The organism is Streptomyces sp. NBC_00210, from assembly GCF_045160975.1.
Classification (GTDB): domain Bacteria; phylum Actinomycetota; class Actinomycetes; order Streptomycetales; family Streptomycetaceae; genus Streptomyces.
In genome coordinates this window covers 6,350,525-6,367,883 of record NZ_CP108120.1, presented here as the reverse complement: position 1 = coordinate 6,367,883, position 17,359 = coordinate 6,350,525, and the positions used below count along the sequence as shown (strand labels likewise).

Genomic DNA, 17,359 nt, shown 5'->3' with positions numbered 1-17,359 from the left:
TTGATATTGCCATGCAGTGGGCGGATCTTCCCGCTGAGCACTTGCAGGTAGCCCTCAAAGCACTAGAGCCTCAACTGCGCCGTGAGCACGAGCTGAGAATGGCGCAACAATCCGCTCTTCAACAGATGCAACTGGAGAGCCTCCGCCTCGAAACTCGGGAGAGGACAGCTCGACGGTCTCACTTCCTGCTAATTACTGGCCTAGTGGCAGGATTTCTACTTAGCGCAGGAATGCTTGTCGCGGCAGTACTGGTGGGAATGCAGGGGCATGTTGGACTGGCTTCGATGCTATCCGGCCCCAGCGTATTAGCTCTTGCGTCGCTGTTCGTATTACGCCGATCCGATGCTGCCCAAACTCGGGCGGTGGCGCGAGCACAAGCCAATACAATCCAAGCTGCAGCGCCCCCTCCGCCGTGACCTTCCAGGAGTTTTCCCGGCTGTCGTGACCTGGACGGAATCCAATTCTGAGGACCGGGGTCCACTGTCGGTGCGGCGAACCTGCCTTCGGGCCCGGCCCTTCACCGGTCAGGTCCCGTCGGTCACCAACCGTCGAGGGAAACCTCCGGGCCATCGTTGAGATAGCGGTGCAAGGCGCTGGCCGTCGTGTCCACGAACTCCTCGGGGATGGCCGCGGCATCGACCCAGCGGACCTGCGCATGCTTGTGCGGCTCGCAGTTCTCAGGTTCCCCGGTCCACTCATGAGCGGCGAAAACGACCGTGAGGAAGCCGTTGGGCGCCTCGACTCCCCACGCCCCGTGGATGATGTGGGCGACCATCAGCGCCTCCGGCTTCACCGTCAGCGCCGTCTCCTCGTACAGCTCCCGCACCGCAGTCTCAGTGATCGGCTCGCCGGGTTCGCTCTTGCCGACGGGGAGGTCCCACTTGCCCTGGGCGAACTTGGCGTTCTGGCTGCGCTGGAGGAGGACGACGCGGTTGGTGGCCTTGTCGTGGACGATGACAGCAGCGACCAGCAGGGTCATGGATTCGAGGGCGGGCTTGAGGGCTTTGGGCTGCTGTTCGTCGGTTGTCGGCTGAGCCACGATCTTCCCTTCGTCGGCCGGTTTGTTGGCAGCTTAGGCGAGTGCTTCGCGTGCGCGGCGGGTGAGTTCCGCGGCTCCGGGGACGCCGCGACGGTGGTAGACGGCGAGGGTGGATCTGAGCGACGTGATGGCCTTGCGGGTGCGGTCGGAGGTCATGCCCTCCATCAACGTCAGCGCTTGGGACCAGGCGGCGACGGCTTCGTCGGCGCGAGCCTGGGCAGCGAGGCTGTCGCCGAGATCGGCGTACGTGAGGGCGTGGACGCGCTTGTACTTCTCCGGGTCCCAGCGGGTGAGGGCGTCGCGGTGCTGTTGTTCGGTGCCGATGTGGTCGGCGAGGTCGGTCAGGGTGCGGGCGGTGTGGCTGGCCACGGTGCCGGCGGCGGGGCCGCTGACGCGGGAGTAGCTGGGCTGGGGACCGTCCTCGCGTAGGAGGGCGTCTTCGGCGGCGAGGAGGGCACGGGCGGCCAACGGGCTCTCGCCTGTGGAGGCGTAGGCGCGGGCGTGGGCGATGTGGAGGAGGGCTTCGGTCTGTCCGTCGACATGGCCTAGGCCGCGGGTGAGGGCGCCTTCAACGAGGTCGACACAGTGGTGGGGCTGTTTGAGGCTGAGGGCCTGGTGGGCGAGGGCGCGCATCATCCAGGCGGCGTGACCGTGAGGGTCGGCTTCGCAGGCGAGCTGGTAGCCGACCTGGTAGTAGCGCTGGGCGGCGCCTTCGTGGCCGAGGTCGTGGTGCTTCCAGCCTGCGAGGTAGGCGAGTTCGGCGACGGCACCGAAGGCGGCTTGGCGTAAGGCGTCGGAGGGGAAGCGTCCGCGGAGCATGGGGGCTGCGGTGTCGGCAAGGTAGGCGGTGACGGTGGTCAGACCGTGGCCCCCGCCGAGGCGTTCGTCGGCAGCGCTGAAGGCCGCAGTGATCTGCCGTACGACGTCGATGTCCTCGCGGCCGACGAGGGAGCGGGCTGTGCGGGCGCGGAGCATGCGGGACGTGGCTTCGTGGTCGTGCAGTAGCGGCATTGCGACGCCGGCCGTGGTGAAGGCGGCCACGGCAAGAAAACGGCGGCGCTCGACGTCTGCGCGGCCGAGGTCGGTGACCGTGGTGACCGGGTCGATGCCGGGTGGGAACTCCGTGTCTGGTGATTGGAGGCCGATTTCGGTCTGGGTGATGACGCGGCCCAGGCGGCGGGAGAGAGCTTCTGCCAGGTACTGGCCTGCCTGGCCAGAGGGAGTGCGGGTGCCAGTTGTCCAGTGGGAGATGGCCGACTTGTTGGTCTGGATCAGCTCGCCGTTCTCGGCTGCGATGCGGCGTACGTCCCTGGCGAGTGCCTCGTACGTGCATCCGGCGGTGGCGATGACCTCGCGCAGGCGGGAGTTGGGGTCGGTCGGCGCTGGCACGATCCTCCGTCCCGGAGCTGTAAACCGCGTATACCGCTTGGCCTCGGTCACACCGTACCCACTCTGCGTAGCGGCAGGTTCACTTATCGACAGCCGCCCCACTCTTGGGCCGGGCGGCCCCCAAGTTCCGTACGCCCTACCGGGCTCGGGCATTCCTATGCCTCGGCCCGGCCGATCAGAGACGGAGAAACGGTGACCACCATCGACACCGCCACCATCACGGTCGAGCTGCCCGACGCCTTCGACCCGCGCTGGAGCCGCCTGCCCGGCATCCAGGTGGACGGTCGGCGCATCACCATCGACCCGGCCGAGTACTTCTTCCGCTTTGAGTCAAACACCTGGCTCGTAGCCGATTGGGACCTGGTCAAGGCCCAGCTGCTCGACGCGAACGAGACGACCGAGAGTGCGGTCGAGCAGCTCGCGCTCGACTTCATCAAGAACCACAGCGAGTCCACGACGGATGCCGCCCGCGTGCTGGCGACGGCGTACTCGGTCTACTCGTACCTCTTCCGCAAGGAGCACCTCGAGTCGCTCGGCCTCCCGCAGATCACCGCCAGCCACCTGCGCATGCTGCGCGAGGCGGCCACGCTGATGGCGCTCAACAAGGTCGAGCTGGACGGGCACATCTCCAACGTCGGCCCCTGCTGGTTCTTCCCCGCCGCCACCTCGGTCGTCTTCGACCTGGACGACCAGATGGGCGGAATGCTGGACGAGGTCTACCACGGCGGCTGGTTCAACGAGCACCGCCGGATCGAGTCCATCAAGGCCCACGCCGCCCTCGGCGGCCGGCTCGTGCACGGCTGCCAGTCCGTGCCGGACCAGTCCGGCGGGGTCGTCGCGCCCTACGGTGCCTCGATGGCCAACTTCCGTGACGACCTGGCCGAGTTCAAGGCGGGCTGGATCGAACAGGTCTACGCCCACCGCGTGACCGCGGCCGAGTAACCCCACCCCGAGAACGGCTCCGGGGCGGGCTGACCCGCTCGCCCGCCCCGGAGCCACCAGCCCCTGGAGAACCCCATGAACCAGAGCCTGACCGCCGCCCTGCTGGACGACCTGTGCACCCTCGTCGGCCAACCCCTCCCCGAACGTGCCGAGATCCGCGTCTGGGGCATGTCCGGCGTCGAACGCGTCACCTACCCCGACGGCACCACGGCCGTCTTCAAGTACGCCAAGGAGCCCTTCGACCACGAGGCGCAGGCCCTGCTGGTGGCGCACCAGCGCGGGCTGCCGGTCCCCGAGCTCCACGCCACCGCCATGCAGGACAAGTGGCTCGGGATGCTCATGGACGACCTCGGCACCCCCGTACGGGATGCCGACGACCTCGACGGCATCGCCGCCGCCGTGATGCTCCACGCCGCCCGCCCGGCGCGCGGCCTGCCCCTCCTCGACGGCGCCGGCCTAGCGGCCCTGCCCGGCCGAGCCCTCGATCACCTCCAGCAGCTGAGGAAGGCCGACCGGTGGACGGACTGCGACGACATCGAGACCACGCTGGGGAAGATCTCCGCTGCGGCCGAGGCCCGCGTCCAGGGGGCGACGCTCGACCCATTCGGCTGGGTCCACTCCGAGTTCCACCCCACAAGCGTCCACATCGGGGAGAACGGCTGGCACCTCCTCGACTTCGCCCGCGCCTTCACCGGCCCCGGCCTGATCGACCTCGCCTCCTACCACGGCACCACCGACGCGCCGAGTCCCGTGCGACTTCGGGTGTTCCTGGAGCAGTACGTCACCGCAGGCGGCCACGAAGACGCCCTCGCCGCCCGGGGCGGCCTGGCCGCCGAGGCATGGGCCCTGGGCTGGCACCGCATGTGGGCCGTGGAGTGGTTCATGGAGCAGGCCATTCGCTGGATCAACGACCCGGCCAAGGACCCCGGCTATATCCCCGTCGTCCGCCGCCACCTGAACGACGTGGTCCAGCTCCTGGAGGTCTAGGTGCTCGCCCAGGTCTCTCCCTGGTACGCCCACGCCGCCCAGCGCATGGCCGCTGCCCCCGCTCACGCGCTCACCGCACCGGCCCGCATGGAATGGAGCACCCACCCGGGCCTCGGTCCCGGCGCCGAGATTCTCGGCCCGGACCTGCGCCGCAAGCGCCTCCTGGAGCTGGGCTGCGGCCCCGGCCACAACGTAGCCCACCTCGCGAAAGACCATGAGTCCCGCGTCACCGGCGTGGACCTGATCGGACTCCAGATACGCCGTGCCCGCTCCCACTACGGACACATCGACGGCGCCACGTTCGCCGCCGACCACGCACTGCACCACCTGCAGACCACCGGCCAGACCTTCGACGCGATCTACTCCGTCTTCGGCGCCATCGGCCTCGTAGACCCCGAGCTCCTGCTCGCCCCCATTTCGCGCCGCCTGAAGCCGGGCGGTGTCCTGGCTTTCTCCGTCCCGCACCCGGCACGGGCCGGAAGACATCCATCCGCGGACGACCGTCCGCGCGAGGACTACGTCACCGCGCCCGACAACACCCGACTACCCATCGCCCGATGGGAGTTCGACGCCCGCCGCTGGGGCGCCCACCTCGCCCGGACCGGCCTGCGCATCACGTCAGCCCTGGAGCTTCGCCACCCGCGCCGTGACCCGTGGCCGACCACCCTGCTGATCACCGCCCGCAAACGCTGACCCCGGAGGCACCGATGCCCCTGCCCTACCTGCTGCTGGACATCGACGGCGTCCTCATACCGTTCCCGGCTGCTGACGGCAGCACCCCGCCCACGCACGTCCGCCACACCGTCCTGCCCACCGGTCGGCACCTCAACGACCCTGTCCCCGTCTGGCTCGACCCGAACCACGGCGGCGTCCTCACCGCCCTCCTGACCAACGGCCTCATCACCCCCGTGTGGTGCACGAGTTGGCGCAAGGACGCGACCACGATCATTGGGCCCCTCCTGGGCCTGCCCGACTTCCCCTACCTCGACCTCCCCCGCCCTCAGATCACCACCAGCCACCCCAACGGCTACCTCTGGAAACGCGACCATGTCGACCCTTGGATCGGCAGAAACCCCGTCGTCTGGATCGACGACGACTTCACCGCCCTGGACCACGCCTGGGCCGCCGAACGCACCGCCCGCGGCCACCCCACCCTCCTCATCCAGCCCGACCCATACACCGGCCTCCAGCCGGACCACCTCGCGAAGGTACGTGAATGGGCTGCTCGCCAGACCACGGCGCCTGGGCGGTCGACGCCGCGTAGGACGCCAGAGCCCGGTGCCAGGGTGGCGCTCCCACACTTCGACGACTCCTATCGATAGCTGTACTTCGACATCTAATGACGCCGCGGGTCGGAGCGGGTTTCCGCTCGCCTGGGCTGTCTGTGGGCCGTCGGCCGTGTTCTTCCGTCACCGGAAGGGCGCGGCCGACGGTCGTTTCTGCGAGGGCACTCCCCCTGTACTGCTGGCCGCCCAGCCCGTGACATGTTCATCCCGATGCCAGCTGAGTAGGGTCGTGGGCGTGACCGTTTCGAAGAGCCGGTGGCCGAAGACGGACCCGGAGAGCGGCGTCGAGGACGCCGTTCTGCTCATCCTTGAATGGCTTGGCGAACAGGGCGTGGACGCCATGATCAGGATCGACGCTGAGCGGATGCGTGACGGGAAGCCACCGTGGACTTTCGTTGCCAGCGGTGGCCCACTGCCCAGTGGGCTCAGGGCCGATGGTGCTTCAGCTCATGAGTGCCTCGGCAAGGCGCTGGTCCGGCTACGTGACACCGGTCTACCGGTGCCCTTCTGAAGGACGTTATGAGCGCGAGGTCGCGGCCACCCGTGCCGCCCGTCCCCCGGAGCTGTCGAAGTGACCGAGCTCTCCCCCGCACACGACGCCGAAGTGACCGACCGTGGCCGCCTCGCCGGGAGCGCGTACAACGACGACCGCTACCTCGCCGCACTCCAGTCGCTCTACCGGTGGCAAACACCTCGCTACGACCTGCCCGGCATGGTCGGTAAGCAACTGAGCGCGATACGCGGGCTGGTTGTCGATGTCGGCTGCGGGAACGGCAAGTTCATCAAGCGCCTTCGGCAGGACCGACCCGACCTGAGCCTCCTCGGTCTCGACATCGCCGCCGGCATCCTCGCGGACGTCCCCGGCCCCGTCGCCGTGGCGGACGCGTCGCGTCTCCCGCTGGCAACGGCGAGCGCCGACGCCGCTCTGGCCCTGCACATGCTGTACCACGTCCCGGACATCGCCCAGACGGTCAAAGAGCTGTCCCGCGTCGTGACCGGCGAGGGCCCGGTGATCGTTTCCACCAACAGCGAACGTGACAAGGCAGAGCTGAACGATCTGTGGGTACACGCCGCAGGCGACGTCCTGGGTGTCGCTCGCGGCCCCTCCCGAATCTCGCTGAGCGCCCGATTCTCTCTGGAGAAGGCGCCGGCCTTCCTCGGGAAGGAGTTCAGTCGCGTCGAGACGATCGAGCTCCCCGGAACCATCACGGTCCGCGACCCGGAACCCGTGGTGGCGCACATGGCTTCCTACCGTGCATGGCGGACCAGCACGATGTGCCATTCGAGGTGACCATCGATCGGGCCCGCGTCATCCTGGTCGATCACATCGCCCGGCACGGGGCGTTCGAGATCACCTGCCAGGGTGGCATCCTCGTCTGCCGCCGCTGAATTTCGGCTCCGCTTGCGGCGTCCGAGAGAAACCGAGTGCGTACCGCTGGTGTCGTTGATTGGTGACTGCCGTCAGAGGGACTGAAGCTCAGCAGCGAGCCGCGCCGCTTCTTTCCGGGCGGGCTCCAGCCGGGGGTCCGCCTCATGCGGGTGCGGACCCATGACTTTCGCGCAGAAGAAGAGCGCTATCAGTCGGCCGGACCTGCTCTCAAGGTCCGGTCGGTGAGTCATGTCTCCTGGTGTGGTGTAGCGGCGAGCAACTGTTCTCTGCCCTGGGTGGTCAGCAACCTGTCGCGGTGCCCGTCGCGTCAAGTGGTGATGGCATGGACCGTCGCGTGCGCCGGGCCAGGAAGCGGTTCGCGAAGAAGGTGATCCATGGACTGTTTGCGGCCCGACCGCGATCGGCCGTTGTGGTTGCGGTACTTCGCTGCCGTACCGCCTCACGCCTCGTGAAGAGAGTGGCCGCCGACGACTGACTTGAACGTGTTCAAACACTGTGCCAGGGTACGGCGTGCGTTCTTGAGCCCATCGGTCGCGCACGCGGCCTGCGGAACCCGTTAGGGGTGGAGTGTGTTGCGTTCCTGTCGTGCTGCGCCGATCTTGCTCGCCATGGCCCTCGCCCTGACGGCCTGCGGCAGGTTGACCGTCATGCCGCCGCCCGAAGGCGATGCGGTCGTTCTGAAGCCGGCCGAACTTGCGACCACGTGGACCGATGCCGACGGCGGCACCCTCACGCTGAAGCCGGACGGGACGTTCATCGCCGATAAAGTCTGCATCGCCTACCGCTGGGACGAGGGTTTGACCGGGTCCGGAACAGGCACCTGGGTGCAAGACTCCAACAAGAAGCAAACCTTCGTCGGTGTGACCTTCGACGCCGCTCACCCTGAAACGGGTGAGCGGGAGCCCGACTCCTACGACGCCTTGAGGCAAGGCAAGGTCCTGAAGCTCTGGGTCGCCGTCGGCGATCCGGACAACGATTATCCGAACTGTGTCCTGACCAGCCCGGCGAGTTGACCAGGTTGCCGCGCGGCCGGGTGAGCTGCACATGGTCCGGCATCGCGCTTGAGCGGTTTTAGTCGATCGTGTCCCTCTGCCGTGATGGAGGGGATCAGCCCTCGGTAGTGCCGGGGAGGGCCTCGGTGTCGACGGAGCATTGGCTCCAGACTGTAGTCAGCCCGCCCGCAGCCAAATGTCGAGAGCAGCGAAGTCCGCGTCTGTGAGGCCTTGTCGATGGTCGACGCGATGCAGAAGGGCTCTTCCTGGGTGGTGCGCTGCTACCCAGGCCCGATCAGCATCGGTGATCTCATCGTCGACCCAGGCGAATGAGCGCCCGGCTGCCCAGTCGAGGAGAGTGCGGGTCTTCCAATGGAGCCCACCGTGCTCATCCTCGTCGGACGGCTCCGGCCAGATCACCACGGGCAACTCCGGCAGGCCGATCCGCGGTGCGATGCACTCGTTCGCGTCTGACATCCACGTCGTGGCCCACACCAGGTCGCACGGTAGCGCCAGCAATCGAGGCCCGTGCGCGGGGTTGATCCTGGTCAGCAGTGGATTCGCGTAGGCCTCCAGCGGTTCGGGGCCTGTCTGATACGTCGGATACCCGCTCGGATGCTGTTGCGGCGTCGCCCCGAACGGAATAAGTGGTCCGTCGACATCGAGAAAGAGTAGTGAATGCTGTGCAGAACCGGTCACGACTGCACGGTAGCGATCCTTCCCGCTGGTGCGGCAGCCGGTGAATATCGTGTGGACCCCACAAGCCGCAGCGCTGTCAGCAAAAGCCTGCGGTCGGTGAGGGCTGAATGAGGGCCGACACCCCGATGCGGTGTCGGCCCCTTCCACTCCAGCCCCGGCAGCCGATTCAGCCCTCGGACCGCTCCGGCGCCAGCAGCTCCCGCAGCTCCCCCACCGCCTCCCGGAGCCGTTCCGCGAACACCTCCATCTGGTCCGCCACCGCCAGCGGCGTGCTCAGATAGATGTTGAACCGCTCGGGCAGCAGCACATAGGCCACGCCGATGCACTGGAGGCTCGTCGAGCCGAAGCCGAAGTACTGGATGTTGTGCGACGGCGCCGAGCTGGTGCTCAGGTAGTCGTCTCGCATCGTCACCCAGCCCGGCGTCCGGTAGAGCGCGGGCTGCTCGAGCACTCCGAGCTCCGCACCCCGTCGGCGCTGGATCAGTTCCAGTTCCCACAGGTGCTGCTCGGGCACCTGGCCGGCCTGGCACTCCTTCGCGCGTGCCACATGGGCCTCCGCGGCGGCCCGGAACGCGGCGCGGCGGGTCGCCGTGTCCGTCGACGGGTTCTCCATCGCCGCCACGAACGCCACCATCTCGGGGGTGACGACACGCATCGCCTCGGTCCGCCCGTGCTGGTACTGCCGGGTGGCGATCGATTCGTACGTGGCGCCCAGGTGCCCCTTGGCGCGCTGGTGGGCGAGCTGGTAGGCGACCTGCACGAATGCGTCCGGTGAGACCCGCAGCGTCTTGGCGGCGGTGCTGCCGAAGTCCGCGAAGGACACGGTGCGGGTCGCGGTGTTCTGCCCGTACGCCGCAAAGGCATCGGCGGCCGAGCGCGCCTGGGCCCGCAGGGCGTCGTCCAGTTCGAAGACGATCGGCTCCAGCGCCGGGAGGCCCTGGGAGAGCGCGCCGGACTGGTGGGACTGTTCCTCGGCCGGGGTGCTGAGCAGTGCGTCGGTGAAGCTGAGGATGGTGGTTCCGTCCAGCTCGCAGTGCTCGACGTTGATGCCGGCCCGGCCGTCGGCGAAGACGATGAAGGACACGGCCTTGTCGAACCAGCGGTTGCCGCGGTCGCCGTACAGCAGCTCGTCGCACGCCTCCTGGATGTCCGCGGGTGTGAAGTCCTCCAGCGCGACGCAGAACAGCGCGGTCTCGATGTCGTCCAGTGCGTCCGCATTGCGGGGGTGGCAGGCGAGCAGGGACTCACGGGCGGCCGCCCATTCCGCCCGGGCCATGGTCGTGAGGTGGCCCACGGACGTGTCCGCCGGTTCGGCGCCGGCCTTCATGACGGCGCGCAGGCCGGCCTCGAGGTCGTCCAGGCTGTGCGGGACACCGTCGGCGCCGAGTACGTCCAGCCGGAACATGGCGCCCCGGAAGAACACCACGATGTGCCGGGCCTTGGACGGGCCCGGCTGCGCCTCGCTGTAGGGGGCGCGGACGGTGTCCTGTTGCGCGCCGGGGATCCGGGTGGTGGAGAACAGGTACTTGTTCTGCACCATCGACTGGGGCTGCCCGCGCTGCACCACCGGCGCGATGAGCTCCTGATCGAGCTGCCGCTTGTAGCTGAGGGCCCCGGCGATGAGGCCCGCCGCCCGCTCCAGCTGCGGTCGGTCGGAGTCCTGGAAGAGGAAGAAGAAGTTGGCGTTGAGCGCGATCCGGTCCCGGCGGCCCAGGTAGCGGTACGGCCAGAAGGTGTCGAGCCAGCTGTGTACGCCTTCCTTCGCGTCGTACTCCGCCAGCGCCGCGTGCAGCAGCCGGCCGGGGCCGTCGGGCCGGAGGAAAGCGGTCACCTCAGCCTCGGTCGCCGCCAGCTCGTCGGCGGTCAGCAGGGGCGCGCACCAGGCGAGGAACCTCTCGCAGCTCGCCTCCGGCGTAGGCAGCGGCACGCGCGGCAGCGTGTCCTCGTACGCGAAGGTCGTTGCTGCTCCCTGACTGGCCTGACTGGTGTTCAATTCTGTTCTCGATTCCATTCGTTGGGACCTGTCGTGCGTGTGCGTGTGCCGTGCGGCCGGGAAAGGTAGAGCTCTGCGTACAGCCAGCCTTCCGTTTCCAGGCCCCGCGCATCCACCCCGTTGGCAGACATCGTGTCCAACACGAGCGTCTGTTCCTCCTCAGAGGCGAACCGCCGCTGTTTGAAGACACCTTCGACGCGGACGGTCCGGTAGCCCAGTTCGTCGAGCGCGCGGTCGACGGGGTCGAACGGGAACATCCGCAGCACGAAGTGCGCCATCCAGGGCAGGCGACCGCCCTGCGCCCGCACGACGCGGGTGAGTGTCCGCTGGGTGACATAGCCGAGGCAGCCCGTCGAGATCACCAGGTCCGTCCCGGCGAGCTGGGCGCGCTGCGGCGGTGTGGGTTCGTGCTCCTCCAGGTCGGCGTGCACCGCGTCGTCGAGGAAACCTGCCCCGAGTGCGTACGACAGGGCACTGTCGGAGGCGTCCAGGCCGACGAAGCGGATGCGCTGCGCGGGCTGTCGTGACCGGGACAGCTCCCGGTCCCGGGCCAGCAGGGCTTCGCGGCTCTCTCCCCGGCTCTTCTCGTCGTCATAGCGCGCGTACAGCTCGTCCATGGTCGCGTCGTACTTCAGCAGGGCTGCGTTGATTCCGTACGAACACCCTATGTCCAGCACTTGCGGCACCGCGACGTGCTGGGAGTCCCGGTACTCCTTGATGAGTTTCGCGAAGTAGGGCTTGGCCTGTTGCGGAACGCAGTAGCCGAGCGGGCGCAGCACATTGAAATACGCGCGCGGATCGGGCTGCGTGTAGATGTGGTCGAGCGAGACTTTTCCGGTCGCGTCGAAACGCACAGGGCTTACTCCTCCGTGGATCGCAGAGTGGGGAAACGGCCTACGACGGCTGCGGTCGACCGCGCGCACGTACGTCCTCGCCGCCGCTAATCCAGCAGTCGATCGCCTCGCACCGCCCGGCCCTCGGCCGCCAGATGTTCGGGCAGTACCCGGCCGAAGAGCTGCCTGGTCCGTGCCACGCTCCCGATGACGCCGGGGCGCTCGCTGTAGGCGAAGATCGCGGAGTGGCGCGCGATCTCGCCACGCACGGGGCTTACGCGGTGCAGCGAGTAGCGGCCCTTGAAAAGCTGCAGGTCACCGGGTTGCAGGGGCAGGCGCCGGATCATCCGCTCGCCCCGGCCGTCCAGTACGTCCCGGACGTCGTCGAAGCTCTCGTCGTGCGCGGATCTGATGTTCGGGCAGTACTCGAAGACGCCGCCGGCCTGCGCTTCCTGGGTGAGCATGCTGACGGTGAACTCGTTGGTGTCGAAGTGCCAGGGGTGCTCCATGCCGGGCTCGACGACGTTGAGAACGAGCCCGGAGAGCGGGTCCGCCAGCTCGTGCAGCTGCGGCAGTCTGAAGCAGTCGGCGATGAAGCGCTGGAAGACCCGGTGGGAGTAGAGCCTGCTGATGAGGGAGCTTGCGGGGATACGGTCCCGCGCGACGAACGCGTTGCCCCGCTGGAAGGTCCTCCGGCCGGGGTGGTCCGCCGGCAGAGCCGAGTCGACCGCGATGTTGTAGACGTTGACCGTTTCGACGTCGAAGTGCGCGCGGGGGGCGATGGCCGAGCACTCCTGCCGCAGGACGTCGCGGAGCGAGGGGCGGATGAAGTCCGGCAGCACGGTGCAGCCGACAGCCGCCAGTTCGCGCCGGGCGCGGGAAATCACGGCCTGCCCCTCGGCGCTCTCGAGTTCGGACAGGGGATATCGAGCCGTGTCGACCACCTGGTCAAGCGTCATTGCTTCCAAAGTGCTCATTCGATCCTCTCCACGTGCGGGCAGATCGTCGACTCTTCAGCAACTCACCTGAGGAGTAACGGAGTTGAAGCTCCCACAGGCCCGCCGGGTTGTCTGTGACACGTCGCACTAAGATGGCGTGATTGCGTTTTGCACTAGTGCAACATAGGATTGCAACTAGTGCAGATGGCGGCTACCGTTTGCGTCATGCCTGCCAAGACACCACTGCCCGTGACGCTGACCGGCCACTACGTCCGTCTTGAACCGTTGACGATGGATCACCTCCCCGACCTTTTCGCCGCGGGCGGCGGGGACGACGAGGTCTGGCGCTGGCAGGGCGGGCCGACGCCCCATACGCAGGACGAGCTCGGCCTGAAGCTGCGCGCGCTGCTCGATGACGCAGAGCGGGGCGAGTACGTGGCGTTCGCCGTCATCCACCGGGCGTCCGGGCAGGCCGTCGGCTGGACCACGTACCTGGACGTCGACACGGTGGACGAGCGCCTGGAGATCGGCTGGACCTGGTACGGGCGCGCGTTCTGGCGGACTGCCGTCAACACGGAGACGAAGCTGCTGTTGCTGACGCATGCCTTCGAGGAACTCGGCATGGGGCGCGTCCAGTTGAAGACCGACCATATGAACCAGCGGTCGCAGGCCGCCATCGCCCGCATCGGGGCGCAGCGTGAGGGCGTACTGCGCCGCCACCGGCTGCGGCCGGACGGGACGTGGCGGGACAGCGTGTACTTCTCGATCCTGAGCGAGGAGTGGCCGGCGGCGAAGGCGCGCCTAGGTCCTGTCCGGTCGATCAGGCCGGATCAGTGAGTGGGGGTCCCCCCACGCCCCCAGGGCGTAGGGGGAGGGTCTGGTGCGTGCAGATGCAAGGCGGAGGAAGGAGCCGACGCGGAGCGTCGGCGACTGACGACAACGCAGCAGATGTGCGTGCCAGGGCACGCGAGCCCGGCAAGATCGGCCGGACAGGGCCTTAAGCGCGCGGCTCTGAAACCGGCCGGCCAAAGCCTCAGGCAGGCTCGGTCGCCGAGATGCGGTACTTCTGCACATCCGCATCGACGATCGCCACCAGTTGGTCCGGCGCCGGGCCCGAGTCGCGGAACGCGGTCAGGGACTCGTCCGACTCCCAGCGTTCGTAGACGTTGATACGGGTCGGGTCGAGCGGGTCCGGTGAGAGAGCGAAATCCAGGCAGCCGGGGGCCGTACGGGCATGGGTCACGACCTCGCGGCAGCCGGTGAGGAAATCGTCGCGGGCCGTGGCAGCGACGTGGAGTCGTCCGGACACGATGAGCATGTACGTCTCCCTGGTGGTCGTCCCGTTGATCGTCTCACCGGTCGGCGCGGGACGCACGTACGATCGGTCGGCATGGGGATCACTGTGCAGAAACTGACGTACTACCCGGTCAAGGGCTGTGCCGGTACCGCTGTCGAAACCGCCCGGGTCGGCGAGACGGGGCTGGAGCACGACCGCACGTTCATGGTCGTGGACGCCGCGGACGGTACGTTCCGCAGTCAGCGGGCGCTGCCCGCCATGGCCGCGATCCGGCCGGAGATCGTCGACGGGGGTGTCGCGCTGCGACTGTCCGCGGGCGGGGTCGAGAGCGTACTGCTGGAGGTGGACCCGGACGGGGAGCGGCGGCCGGTGAGTATGTTCGGCAGGGACATCGGGGAGGGCGCCGACCAGGGGGACGCGGCCGCCGAGTGGTTCTCCGAGGTGCTGGGGGCGAAGTCACGGCTGGTGCGGGTGCCTTCGGGCTTCGACCGGGACGGGTGGGGCGAGACGCCCGGCAAGGTCGCCTTCGCGGACGCGCATGCGGTGCTGGTGGCTTCACAGGCGTCGCTCGACGGGCTGAACGCGCGGATCGCGCAGCGCGGCGCGGAACGGGGCACGGAACGGGGCACGGAACGAGGTACGGAACGGGGCACGGAACGAGGTACGGAACGGGGCATGCGGCAAGCCGCGGCGCCGGTGCCGATGGACCGCTTCCGGGCGAACATCGTCCTCGACGGCTGCACCGAGCCGCACGCCGAGGACGAGATGCGACGGCTGGAGATCGGGACGGTCCGGCTCGCCTACGCGGTACGGGCGATGCGGTGCAGCGTCCCGCTGGTCGACCAGCTCACGGGACTGCGGGCCGGTCCCGAGCCGATCCGTACGCTCGCCACCTACCGGCGGGAGCCGGAGTACGAGAACAAGGTCAGCTTCGGCATGAAGGCGGCCGTGGTGCAGCACGGGACGCTCGCCGTCGGAGATCCCGTGCTGCCCACCTGGGCGTCCGGCGCGGCTGCCTGAGTCAGCAGCGGGGAACCGGCTTGCTGTAGGTCGTGTTGCTGGGTGTCGCCACGTAGTAGTCCGAGACATAGCGGCCGTTGTCCATCCGGTCCCAGACACTGGTGGTGCCGACCTTCGAACCCGGCCGCTGGCAGTACACCCACGCCAGGGACCCGTTGGGAGACGTCCCCGCCACGGGGTACGACGTGCCGGGGCCGGTGTGTTGGGCGAGGCCGCTCGCCGCGGTGGTCTGATACGGATACGTGCAGCGCGACAGCGGGGCGCTGTAGTTGGTGTTGGACGGGGTGCTCACGTAGTAGTCCGTGACGTACGTGCCGTCGGAGAGCTTGTCCCATACGCGGGTGGTGCCGACGGTGGAGCCGGGCGCCTGGCACACCACCTTGAGGGCCGCCCCGGGCGCGTACGACTTGGCGACGGGGTAGACCGTCGAGGGGCCGGTGCGGGCGTTGAGCGTGCTGGAGCTCGTCACCGTATGGGTGTACGCGACGGTGGCGACCGGTGCGTTGAGCCGGTCGGTGTCGATGTTGATGGTGACGCCGCCGTAGGTCTCGTTGTGGTCGCCCTTGAACTGCTTGGCCCGCTGGGTCACGGCCCATTTGGCGTCGGCGATGTTGGTCCAGCCCGTCAGGGAGTCGACTCCGTCGTAGCGGGCGATCCACAGCGCGTCGGGACGGGCGTAGGCGGTGGAGGTGTAGGCGTCGGAGAGTTGCTTGGCTCCCTGGTTGAGGTTCATGTAGACGCCGGAGACATAGCCGAGCCGGTGCAGCTCCTTCGTCCAGGCGGAGGCGTACGACAGGACGGCGATCTTGCAGGTGTCGTCGGTCTGGGAGTAGTTCTCGATGTCGTTGTAGAAGGCGCTGCCGGGCTGCATGCCGAGCGCTTTGGCCTTGGCGATGGCGTCCGCGGCCGCCGCGGTGCCCTGGGATCGGGCGGTCGCCGGGACGGTGCTGATCTTGGCGTCGGTGGGGCGGCCGCCGCACGGCGGCTGCAGGCCCTTGTAAATGGGCAGCAGACGCCACTTGAGCGCCGACACGGACGCGACCCACGACGCGGTCAGTTGGGGCTGGGCGCAAGTGCGGTTGACGCCCCCGATGTAGACACCGATGGCGCGGTACGGGGAGGCGCCCCACGCCTGGATCGCCGTCAGCGGCGGCGCGGTACAGGTGTCGAAGGCGAGTCCGGAGTATCGGGTCGCGCTCGCCCCTGCGGGATAGGCGACCGCCGTGGCCGGTTCGGCGGCGGCGGGTGGGGCGAAGGTGAGCGTGGTGCCGGCGCTGAGGACGCCGGCGGCGCAGAAGACGAGGAATCTTCGAAGGGTGCGGTACGGATGCGACATGGCTGGCCCCCGGGGCTGCTCGAACCGAGTGGGTTCAGAATGCCCCAATGTGTGCCAACTGCACCCTGTGCCGGTGTGGTTTCTTGCCCGTGTCGAACCTGCCGCCGTCACCCGGGGTGACGGCGGCAGGTCATGCCCCTTGCTCGACCCGATCTATCGGCCGTAGCGGATCAGCGCCCGCACCATCCGGCAGGTCGTGTCCGACGGCGGGTGGATCCCGATGCGCTCCGCCGTCGCTCGTATCTTGATGTTGTCGGCCGTCGCCGGGTGGTAGACGCCCGAGTCGAGCAGGGCGATCGACAGGCGCATGGCCTTCAGCCGGCGATTGTGGGAGACGTACCACTCGCGCGGCTGTCCGGCCGGGAGCGGCTTCTTCTTCAGTGGGTGGTGCGAGGACTTGGTCTGGTTCGTCGTCTTGGTCGTCTTGGTCGGCTTCGTGATGAGTGTGGCAACGGCCATCGGCAACCTCCTGGCGCGGTGGCGGGACCATCCCGAACTACTGTTCAGTCTACCGGCCACCACTGACAATCGCCGCTGGCCAGGCGGTGTTTGAGGGCCGTCTGCGCGGTACCGTGGCGGGATGGAGATCTGGATCAATCCCGCCTGTTCGAAGTGCCGCAGCGCGATCAGCCTGCTCGACGAGGAGGGTGCCGAGTACACCGTCCGGCGCTATCTGGAGGACGTGCCCAGCGCGGACGAGATCCGGGCCGTCCTTGGGCGGCTCGGTCTTGAGCCGTGGGACATCACGCGGACGCAGGAGGCGGTGGCGAAGGAGCTCGGGCTCAAGGAATGGGCGCGGGACGAGGATTCACGCGACCAGTGGATCGAGGCGCTGGTGAAGCACCCCAAGCTGATTCAGCGGCCGATCATCACGGCGGACGACGGGACGGCCGTCGTGGGACGTACGGACGAGGCGGTACGGGACGCGCTCGGCCGGTCCTGAGACATCACCGGTCCGAGGACATCACCGGTCCGAGGACTTCACGGGTCCTGGACGTCACCGGTCCGAGGACTTCGCGGGTCCTGGGACGTCACAGCGGTACTGCGTACCAGCGGCGGTGCGTCAGCGGTTCCACGAGCAGCACGCCCACCGAGGCTGCCGCCGCGACTGCTGCCGCCGGGAGAGAGCCCCAGACCGCCGCGCCCGCTACGGCCAGGACGACGAACGGGCGCAGCAGCGTCAGCGGGCCGACTGGCGAGGGCGACGAGAACATGGGG

The 17,359-nt window shown here is 68.3% G+C and carries 19 protein-coding genes and 1 pseudogene; 10 read left to right on the top strand and 10 right to left on the bottom strand.

The genetic code is table 11. The features are described from left to right. Positions 1-538: 538 nt before the first annotated feature. Entirely contained in the window at positions 539-1,039 is a 501-nt protein-coding gene (locus tag OG729_RS28745; protein ID WP_360866728.1) for an NUDIX domain-containing protein, read from the bottom strand. A gap of 33 nt (positions 1,040-1,072) precedes the next feature. Further along, positions 1,073-2,428: a tetratricopeptide repeat protein gene (locus tag OG729_RS28740; RefSeq protein WP_405808762.1), complete on the bottom strand. Its 1,356-nt coding sequence runs from the start codon at positions 2,426-2,428 to the stop codon at positions 1,073-1,075. Positions 2,429-2,620: 192 nt separating this feature from the next. Here OG729_RS28740 and OG729_RS28735 point away from each other — a divergent pair, with 192 nt between their 5' ends. From OG729_RS28735 to OG729_RS28705, 7 genes and pseudogenes are all read left to right on the top strand, one after another. After that, positions 2,621-3,370, top strand: coding sequence for a hypothetical protein (locus OG729_RS28735; protein WP_405808761.1), 750 nt, complete (start codon positions 2,621-2,623; stop codon positions 3,368-3,370). Between the two features lie 75 nt (positions 3,371-3,445). Then, positions 3,446-4,357 (top strand): aminoglycoside phosphotransferase family protein, encoded by a 912-nt coding sequence (locus OG729_RS28730; protein WP_405808760.1) that lies wholly within the window; start codon positions 3,446-3,448, stop codon positions 4,355-4,357. Beyond that, positions 4,358-5,050 carry a class I SAM-dependent methyltransferase gene (locus OG729_RS28725; RefSeq protein WP_405808758.1) on the top strand — a complete coding sequence of 231 codons (693 nt, stop codon included), beginning with the start codon at positions 4,358-4,360 and terminating at the stop codon, positions 5,048-5,050. Between the two features lie 14 nt (positions 5,051-5,064). Continuing rightward, entirely contained in the window at positions 5,065-5,679 is a 615-nt protein-coding gene (locus tag OG729_RS28720; RefSeq protein WP_405808757.1) for an HAD domain-containing protein, read from the top strand. Positions 5,680-5,878: 199 nt separating this feature from the next. Continuing rightward, positions 5,879-6,154: a hypothetical protein gene (locus OG729_RS28715; RefSeq protein WP_405808755.1), complete on the top strand. Its 276-nt coding sequence runs from the start codon at positions 5,879-5,881 to the stop codon at positions 6,152-6,154. Positions 6,155-6,214: 60 nt separating this feature from the next. Beyond that, positions 6,215-7,032 (top strand): annotated as a pseudogene (locus OG729_RS28710) (class I SAM-dependent methyltransferase). Between the two features lie 609 nt (positions 7,033-7,641). After that, a complete protein-coding gene (locus tag OG729_RS28705) occupies positions 7,642-8,046 on the top strand; it encodes a hypothetical protein (RefSeq protein ID WP_360880346.1) in 405 nt (134 codons plus the stop codon). 156 nt (positions 8,047-8,202) lie between these two features. Here the strand turns inward: OG729_RS28705 and OG729_RS28700 are convergent, their stop codons facing one another. The 4 genes from OG729_RS28700 to OG729_RS28685 form a co-directional block, all read right to left on the bottom strand. Continuing rightward, positions 8,203-8,724: an HAD domain-containing protein gene (locus OG729_RS28700; protein ID WP_360866750.1), complete on the bottom strand. Its 522-nt coding sequence runs from the start codon at positions 8,722-8,724 to the stop codon at positions 8,203-8,205. A 166-nt stretch (positions 8,725-8,890) separates the two neighbouring features. Next, on the bottom strand, positions 8,891-10,735 hold the full coding sequence (locus OG729_RS28695) for a choline/carnitine O-acyltransferase (RefSeq protein WP_360866753.1): 1,845 nt from the start codon (positions 10,733-10,735) through the stop codon (positions 8,891-8,893). Then, on the bottom strand, positions 10,714-11,571 hold the full coding sequence (locus OG729_RS28690; protein WP_405808753.1) for a class I SAM-dependent methyltransferase: 858 nt from the start codon (positions 11,569-11,571) through the stop codon (positions 10,714-10,716). The genes OG729_RS28695 and OG729_RS28690 overlap by 22 nt, the downstream gene beginning before the upstream one ends. 86 nt (positions 11,572-11,657) lie before the next feature. After that, a complete protein-coding gene (locus OG729_RS28685; RefSeq protein ID WP_405808752.1) occupies positions 11,658-12,527 on the bottom strand; it encodes an arpA protein in 870 nt (289 codons plus the stop codon). Positions 12,528-12,713: 186 nt separating this feature from the next. Here OG729_RS28685 and OG729_RS28680 point away from each other — a divergent pair, with 186 nt between their 5' ends. Next, positions 12,714-13,325 carry a GNAT family N-acetyltransferase gene (locus OG729_RS28680; RefSeq protein WP_405808751.1) on the top strand — a complete coding sequence of 204 codons (612 nt, stop codon included), beginning with the start codon at positions 12,714-12,716 and terminating at the stop codon, positions 13,323-13,325. 196 nt (positions 13,326-13,521) lie between these two features. On the opposite strand, the gene OG729_RS28675 is transcribed toward OG729_RS28680, so the two are convergent. After that, positions 13,522-13,863, bottom strand: a complete 342-nt coding sequence (locus OG729_RS28675) for an antibiotic biosynthesis monooxygenase family protein (RefSeq protein ID WP_360883697.1) — start codon at positions 13,861-13,863, stop codon at positions 13,522-13,524. Between the two features lie 15 nt (positions 13,864-13,878). Here OG729_RS28675 and OG729_RS28670 point away from each other — a divergent pair, with 15 nt between their 5' ends. Then, the gene (locus OG729_RS28670; RefSeq protein ID WP_405808749.1) at positions 13,879-14,805 is read left to right on the top strand and encodes an MOSC domain-containing protein; all 927 of its coding nucleotides are present in this window, start codon (positions 13,879-13,881) and stop codon (positions 14,803-14,805) included. Position 14,806: 1 nt separating this feature from the next. Here the strand turns inward: OG729_RS28670 and OG729_RS28665 are convergent, their stop codons facing one another. After that, a complete protein-coding gene (locus tag OG729_RS28665) occupies positions 14,807-16,141 on the bottom strand; it encodes a glycoside hydrolase domain-containing protein (protein WP_405808747.1) in 1,335 nt (444 codons plus the stop codon). A 153-nt stretch (positions 16,142-16,294) separates the two neighbouring features. Next, positions 16,295-16,600 carry a hypothetical protein gene (locus tag OG729_RS28660; protein ID WP_405808745.1) on the bottom strand — a complete coding sequence of 102 codons (306 nt, stop codon included), beginning with the start codon at positions 16,598-16,600 and terminating at the stop codon, positions 16,295-16,297. 121 nt (positions 16,601-16,721) lie between these two features. Between OG729_RS28660 and OG729_RS28655 the strand changes: the two genes are divergently transcribed. After that, on the top strand, positions 16,722-17,084 hold the full coding sequence (locus OG729_RS28655; protein WP_360883686.1) for an arsenate reductase family protein: 363 nt from the start codon (positions 16,722-16,724) through the stop codon (positions 17,082-17,084). Between the two features lie 88 nt (positions 17,085-17,172). Here OG729_RS28655 and OG729_RS28650 read toward each other — a convergent pair whose 3' ends face one another. Continuing rightward, a complete protein-coding gene (locus OG729_RS28650; RefSeq protein WP_405808743.1) occupies positions 17,173-17,355 on the bottom strand; it encodes a hypothetical protein in 183 nt (60 codons plus the stop codon). Positions 17,356-17,359: the final 4 nt, after the last annotated feature.

Coding starts and splice junctions, on each gene's coding strand:
- OG729_RS28730 (WP_405808760.1), top strand. CDS start 3,446: ATGAACCAGAGCCTGACCGCCGCCCTGCTGGACGACCTGTGCACCCTC.
- OG729_RS28720 (WP_405808757.1), top strand. CDS start 5,065: ATGCCCCTGCCCTACCTGCTGCTGGACATCGACGGCGTCCTCATACCG.
- OG729_RS28705 (WP_360880346.1), top strand. CDS start 7,642: ATGGCCCTCGCCCTGACGGCCTGCGGCAGGTTGACCGTCATGCCGCCG.
- OG729_RS28695 (WP_360866753.1), bottom strand. CDS start 10,735: ATGGAATCGAGAACAGAATTGAACACCAGTCAGGCCAGTCAGGGAGCA.
- OG729_RS28685 (WP_405808752.1), bottom strand. CDS start 12,527: ATGAGCACTTTGGAAGCAATGACGCTTGACCAGGTGGTCGACACGGCT.
- OG729_RS28680 (WP_405808751.1), top strand. CDS start 12,714: ATGCCTGCCAAGACACCACTGCCCGTGACGCTGACCGGCCACTACGTC.
- OG729_RS28670 (WP_405808749.1), top strand. CDS start 13,879: ATGGGGATCACTGTGCAGAAACTGACGTACTACCCGGTCAAGGGCTGT.
- OG729_RS28665 (WP_405808747.1), bottom strand. CDS start 16,141: ATGTCGCATCCGTACCGCACCCTTCGAAGATTCCTCGTCTTCTGCGCC.
- OG729_RS28660 (WP_405808745.1), bottom strand. CDS start 16,600: ATGGCCGTTGCCACACTCATCACGAAGCCGACCAAGACGACCAAGACG.
- OG729_RS28655 (WP_360883686.1), top strand. CDS start 16,722: ATGGAGATCTGGATCAATCCCGCCTGTTCGAAGTGCCGCAGCGCGATC.
- OG729_RS28650 (WP_405808743.1), bottom strand. CDS start 17,355: ATGTTCTCGTCGCCCTCGCCAGTCGGCCCGCTGACGCTGCTGCGCCCG.